Here is a 5,618-nt window from a genome sequence, read left to right as displayed (position 1 = left end):
CGACCGCCGGCAGTGGTCTGCTCACTGACAGCAGAAGCAACGCAACCCGATCAGCAGGAGCAGATCAGAGCTTAAAAAGCGCCAGATCCTGTCAAAAGAATGGGGAGAACATCAGTGAAGGGGAATTTCGCGCTCGATTCCAACCCGCGTGCTTCTGGAGGAGTCATGATTGTGCTTGGTCTTGAGGCATGCTGGCGGCATCATTGTTCTTTCGGCATCCTCTCTCGAAGCCCTGCATCGTTCGCTGGTGGAGCAGGCGAGCATGATGGCTCCGCATGATCGTGCTGCATGGACTGAGTGTTGAACGAAGGGTCCGTGCGTTCGCGCAAAGCCGGCGCGGGACGCGTGAAGGGACAGGGCCTGATGCAATCACCCGGCGGACGGTCGCCGACCGTGCCTGCTCATCTGGAAAAGCTTGGGAAGCTGTGACAAGCTTCGCGTCAGATGAGGCAGCGTGCCTGACAAGCAGGCCACTGCGTCGGCAAATTTTCATCGCGCTCCTCCTTCACGGAATTGGAGCGGAAGATGCCATCTGAGATCGCGAACAGTCTTGAACTTCACGTCGTCGATCTGGTGAATGCAGAGCGGGAACAGACTGGCCTCAACCCGGTCCGCGTCGAAGTTCATCTGAACGCCGCAGCCCAGGACCATTCCGACTGGATGGCCGAAGAGCAGGCAATTTCGCACGCTGGCGAGAATGGATCCTCTCCGACCGACAGGGTCGAGGATGCGGACTTTCCGCTTGCCGGCGGGTCGTGGAACCTGACGGAGAATGTGGCCTATACGGGACTGAGAGGTCCGGCCACCGAAGCCGACATCGACCGGCTGCATTCCGCGCTGATGGAAAGCCCCTCCCATCAGGCGAACATCCTCGATCCCGATGTCGCGTATATCGGGATCGGCCTGTCGTTGGGGTCGGTCGAGGGACAGGGCGGAACTCAGGACGCGTTGTTCATGACCCAGAACTTCGCGAACACGACCCAGCCCGTCTTGGTTCAGGAGACGGTGGACGGACAGACCGTCACGACGCAGTATATCGACGGCGAGCCGGTTCCTGGAACGTCGCAGCCAGCGGCAGACGCTGACGAATTGCCTGCCGTTGGTGATGACCCTTCAGATGACGAAGGCACTGGTGACGAGGCTAACACCGACCAGGAGGATCAGGGCGCCTCGGGAGGGGCATGCTTCGTCGCAACCGCAGCCTATGGAGACCGCATGCATCCGGATGTGGTGACGCTTCGGCGATACCGGGATCGCGTGCTTGTCAAATACCCAACTGGCCGCGCCTTCATCCGCCTTTACTGGCGTGTAGGCCCCGTCCTGGCCAAGCGTATCGTGCCGACCGGCGCTTCGGGCCGTATGGCGCGAGTGGCGCTGCGACCGATCGTATCTGGATGCCGGAAGATACTGTGCCGTCATATGATGGTGGCACTGCCGAGGCAGAAAGGTGCACTCATGTCGGCATGGCGTGCGAGTGTAGATCGACGGTTGTAAACGTCGCGTGTACCATCTGATCGTTCGCTTACCATAGGACATGTTGCCAGTCTTCTCGTGCATAGCATTGAGAGACCGAAGTTTGCAGCATTATGGAGCAGCAAAGAGGTTCGTCGATGCCAGTGCGTCTCATCTCCTACGAACGTTCGGACTTGGCAGGTAACGGCATCTCTCTGTTATGGCGCTTCCGCCTTCGGCTATAGAATGTCTCACTATAACATAACATGTTTTTCCCTACCTCGTTACGGATCCTGAGGTCCTGCGCTTAGTCCACATGCGCTTATCGTCTGGATTCCCAACCAACAGATGACGGTTGCTGCAAGGGTGACCTGAATAGCCCCATGTTTCCTGGACGCCTTCTTCGCTAACCTTGAGGCAAGGATGCCATGATGGGCACAGGCAATTTCACAGACGAGTTCAAGCGTGACGCGGTCGCACAGATCACGGAGCAGGGCTACCCGATCAAGGAGGTTTCGGAGCGGCTCGGGGTCAGCCTGCATTCGCTCTATGCGTGAAAGCGCAAGTTCGCGAAGGCGGCCACAGGCGAGACCGATAAGGATGTCGAGATCCGTCGGCTGATGCGCGAGCTGGCGCGCGCGTCGGAGGAGCGGGACATTCTAAAGAAGGGCGAGCCCTGTCCGCCATCGGTCCGAGGACAGTGGCGAGCGCGTACTTCGCCAGGGATGCAAGGTGAGATACGCGTTCGTGGCCGAGCATCGAGGGCAGTTTTCCGTCAGGGCCATGTGCCGGTGCCTGCGCATCCAGCCGAGCGGATTCTATGCATGGCTTCAGGTGCCGCTGAGCAATCGGGTGATGGAAGACAAGCGCCAGACGAAGATGCTGCTCAATGCCTGGACTGACAGCGGCAAGGTCTACGGCTATCGAAAACTGCACGACGATCTTCTGGAGCAGGGAGCAAGTATCTGCGCGAACCGCGTGGCCAGACTGATACAGCTTGCAGGGATCAAGGCGCAGATCGGCTGCAAGCGGCGTCCGGGTAGCTACGGAGGCAAGCCTTCGGTCATGGTCGACAATACCCTCGACAGGCAGTTCGACGTCGAAGCACCGGATCGTGTCTGGGTGACGGACATCACCTACATCCGGACGCAGGAGGGCTTTGCCTATCTCGCGATGGTCATTGACCTCTATTCTCGGCGTGTCATCGGATGGTCGATGCAAAGCCGCCAGACCACGGACGTCGTCTTGCAAGCCCTGCTCATGGCGGTCTAGCGACGCAAACCCAAGGCGAAGGTGCTGATCCACTCCGGTCAGGGCAGCCAATTCACCAGCATGGATTGCGGCGCCTTCCTGTGCGCCCACAATCTTGAGCACTCCATGACCCGCCTAGGAGGCTGCCACGACAACGCGGTGGCGGAAAGCTTCTTCAACCTCCTCAAGCGGGAACGGATCAGACGGCGAACCTATCGGACCCGCGAAGAAGCCAGGCAGGACGTGTTCGATTACATCGAGATGTTCTACAACCCGAAGCGCAAGCATGCGAGGAATGGGATGCTGTCACCAGTCGAGTTCGAACGGCGGCAGAAGATGACATCCGAAGGTGTCTAAGAAACTCAGGGCTATTCGTGCATCGGATACAGCCGCCCGCTCAATGCGCTCCGCGGGACAGCGCGACGGCGGGGATGGTCATGAAGATGATGCGCAGGTCCATCCACGGGTTCCACTTCATCACGTAGAAGCGGTCCATCTGCACCCGCTCCATGTAGGTCGTGTTGCTGCGGCCGCTGATCTGCCAGAGGCCGGACAGGCCGGGGCGAGCCGCGAGATAGTGGCGGGTCGAGCTGGCGTAATGGTCCAGCTCTGCCCGCACGACCGGACGCGGGCCGACCAGGCTCATCTCTCCGGTCAGCACGTTCAGAAGCTGGGGCAGCTCGTCCAGGCTCAGCTTGCGCAGCACGGCGCCCAAGGGGGTGACGCGCGGATCGTCGACCAGCTTGCGCTGTTCGTACCACAGGGCCGCCTTGGCGGGATGCTTGCGCAGGTATTGCTCCAGAACGGCGTCGCCGTTGACGACCATGGTGCGGAACTTCCAGCAGCGGAACTCGCGGCCACCGAAGCCTACGCGGCGGTGCCCGTAGAGCAGCGGCCCGGAATCCGTCAGCTTGAGGACGATGACCAGCGCGAGGATCAGCGGCGCCAGCAGCAGCAGGCCCAAGACCGCCAACGTGACATCCAGGCCCCGCTTGGCCATGCCACCCACAGGAGCGGCTTGGTTGGAAGATGCATCAGACCGAAACCTGAATGTCGGGTCCCGCAGGACAGACATGGATTTACGAAGGGGAGGGGTAACCTGCGGAACGCGAACAGCTCGCATCGTGACGACTTCCTGATAGTGCCAACATCTCTCAAGTGCGGCACAAGGGGCAAATCTCCGGAAAGTTCCTTAAAATTTTACAGACTATGCTTTTAGGTAGGCTTCGGTCGAGAGTATCTTCAGAAATACAAGCAGCGCGAGTAAATTGGACCAACAAAAACCGTGTAATAAACATGATTGATGCAGCTTATGATTGAGTAAAATCAACGATGTGCCGACCAATCAGCAGAACTCTGGCGGATGTATCCGCAACGACGACATCCCATTCCCGACGGACATTGCAGTCCCGCCTTGGGTAGTTCTGGCTTCGCGCGTGCGCATACACAGGGTGGGGTGATTTAGGGACTGGTGCGCGTCGATCAGCAGCAGTTCCGCGGTGATGCAGATCATGTTTTGTCGTGACAGCACGCCTTGGCGAACAGTGCCGCTCCGACCGACCGACGCGACGTGCAGTGATGTGCGGTCTTGACCCAGGATGAGGATCTCTGTCGCCGGGCCGGGCAGGGGTGCGCCTGTGGCGAACTGGGTGCCGACAAGGCTGCCAAGGTTTTGGACCGGTGTACGGGTCTGCATCATCGCGGCGATCATGGGAACGAGGTCCAGATTCGGACGCAGGCGCACATGGCGCGCGGGCAGGCCACCGGGCAGCCGTCGGCGCGTCGGAACGGGGCGGAGCAGGGCAAAGCCCGTCTCGGCGTCCGGCAGGCGGCGGAAGATGGCGCCGTCCAACTGCCATCCCGTGATCCAGGCGTCGCGGGACAGGTGCGTGGCCTCGGGGCGCAGATGCCCCATGTGCAGGACGCTCGCAGCATCGGTCCAGAGCCCATGTGCGTGGATGTTACCCCCCTGGCCCAGATGCAGGCCCGCGCTGATGATGCGGGCGCCTGGACCAAGGGTGCGGGTGTCGCTGTGAAAGGCCACACGACCGTCAGTCGGCACGCCGCGGGCGATCTGGGTCAGGGCATGGATGCCCGCACCGTGGGACAGCGGCGCCACCACCAGCGACGCGTCCTGTTCCGTGGTGCCGGGCAGCAGGTCGCACAGGTGGTTAGTAACGACGAAGGCCATCTGGCCGTGGGTAAGCACAGCAGCCTTGGGATGCCCCGTCGTTCCCGACGTGTAGAAGAACTAGGCCGGATCGTCGCGGGCCATCGCGGCCTCGGGCGGCATCCGGCCCATGTTGCGCGCAATCAGCGCGTCGTGGTCGGGGCCCAGGGGCGATACGCCGATGGGGATGATCGCCGGAATGTGGACCGCGCAGGCCGCCGCGTGGTCGGGGAATTGCGCGCCGCAGAAAATGGCCTTCGCACCCGATGACTGCGCCAGATAGGCCAGATCATCGGGAGACAGGCGGAAGTTGGCGGGCACCCAGACCGCGCCGATGCGCCAGCAGGCGAACATCGTCTCCAGCATCTGCAGGCAGTTGGCTGATTGCACCAGCACCCGGTCGCCCTCGGTGATCCCATAATCCTGGGTCAGCGCATGGGCCAGCGCGCCCACGCGGGCCTGCATCTCGGCCCAGGTGGTAACGTGATCGCCGTGGATCAGGGCAGGCGGCGTGCGTTCTGGGTCAGGAAATGTCCCAGGTTCATCACCCGGTCGGAAACGGGGGTCATCGTACCCGCTCCAAGATCGAGACATAGTTCGTCACCGCAGCCCCTCCCATGTTGAAGACCCCCGCCATGGTCGCGCCCGGCAGCTGCATGTCGCCCGCGTCGCCGGTCAGCGGCGGGGGTAACGGAGTGATCCACATGGGGCTTTTGAACATCATCCGACGCATGCACTTGCGCGA

At 61.3% G+C, this 5,618-nt stretch carries 5 protein-coding genes and 1 pseudogene; 2 read left to right on the top strand and 4 right to left on the bottom strand.

Going from position 1 to position 5,618, the window contains the following annotated elements:
* Nucleotides 1-525: 525 nt before the first annotated feature.
* Nucleotides 526-1,494 carry a CFI-box-CTERM domain-containing protein gene (locus tag FHD68_RS16755; protein ID WP_127898086.1) on the top strand — a complete coding sequence of 323 codons (969 nt, stop codon included), beginning with the start codon at nucleotides 526-528 and terminating at the stop codon, nucleotides 1,492-1,494.
* Nucleotides 1,495-1,883: 389 nt separating this feature from the next.
* Nucleotides 1,884-3,060 (top strand): annotated as a pseudogene (locus tag FHD68_RS16750) (IS3 family transposase).
* A 40-nt stretch (nucleotides 3,061-3,100) separates the two neighbouring features.
* Here FHD68_RS16750 and FHD68_RS16745 read toward each other — a convergent pair.
* The 4 genes from FHD68_RS16745 to FHD68_RS19135 form a co-directional block, all read right to left on the bottom strand.
* Nucleotides 3,101-3,703, bottom strand: coding sequence for a sugar transferase (locus FHD68_RS16745; protein ID WP_206692796.1), 603 nt, complete (start codon nucleotides 3,701-3,703; stop codon nucleotides 3,101-3,103).
* 345 nt (nucleotides 3,704-4,048) lie between these two features.
* On the bottom strand, nucleotides 4,049-4,894 hold the full coding sequence (locus FHD68_RS19825; protein ID WP_341872775.1) for a hypothetical protein: 846 nt from the start codon (nucleotides 4,892-4,894) through the stop codon (nucleotides 4,049-4,051).
* Nucleotides 4,895-4,954: 60 nt separating this feature from the next.
* Entirely contained in the window at nucleotides 4,955-5,338 is a 384-nt protein-coding gene (locus FHD68_RS19820; protein ID WP_341872774.1) for an AMP-binding protein, read from the bottom strand.
* A gap of 100 nt (nucleotides 5,339-5,438) precedes the next feature.
* A partial coding sequence (locus FHD68_RS19135) for a hypothetical protein (protein ID WP_208863796.1) occupies nucleotides 5,439-5,618 on the bottom strand: 180 nt, incomplete at its 5' end.

The sequence above is a fragment of the Paracoccus marcusii genome (genome assembly GCF_006151785.1).
GTDB classification, from domain to species: domain Bacteria; phylum Pseudomonadota; class Alphaproteobacteria; order Rhodobacterales; family Rhodobacteraceae; genus Paracoccus; species Paracoccus marcusii.
This window is presented reverse-complemented; position numbering and strand designations above follow the sequence as displayed.

What these genes read in the sequence shown, in the direction of transcription:
- FHD68_RS19820 (WP_341872774.1), bottom strand. Translation starts at nt 5,338, where the DNA reads ATGCAGGCCCGCGTGGGCGCGCTGGCCCATGCGCTGACCCAGGATTAT.
- FHD68_RS19825 (WP_341872775.1), bottom strand. Translation starts at nt 4,894, where the DNA reads ATGGCCTTCGTCGTTACTAACCACCTGTGCGACCTGCTGCCCGGCACC.
- FHD68_RS16755 (WP_127898086.1), top strand. Translation starts at nt 526, where the DNA reads ATGCCATCTGAGATCGCGAACAGTCTTGAACTTCACGTCGTCGATCTG.
- FHD68_RS16745 (WP_206692796.1), bottom strand. Translation starts at nt 3,703, where the DNA reads ATGGCCAAGCGGGGCCTGGATGTCACGTTGGCGGTCTTGGGCCTGCTG.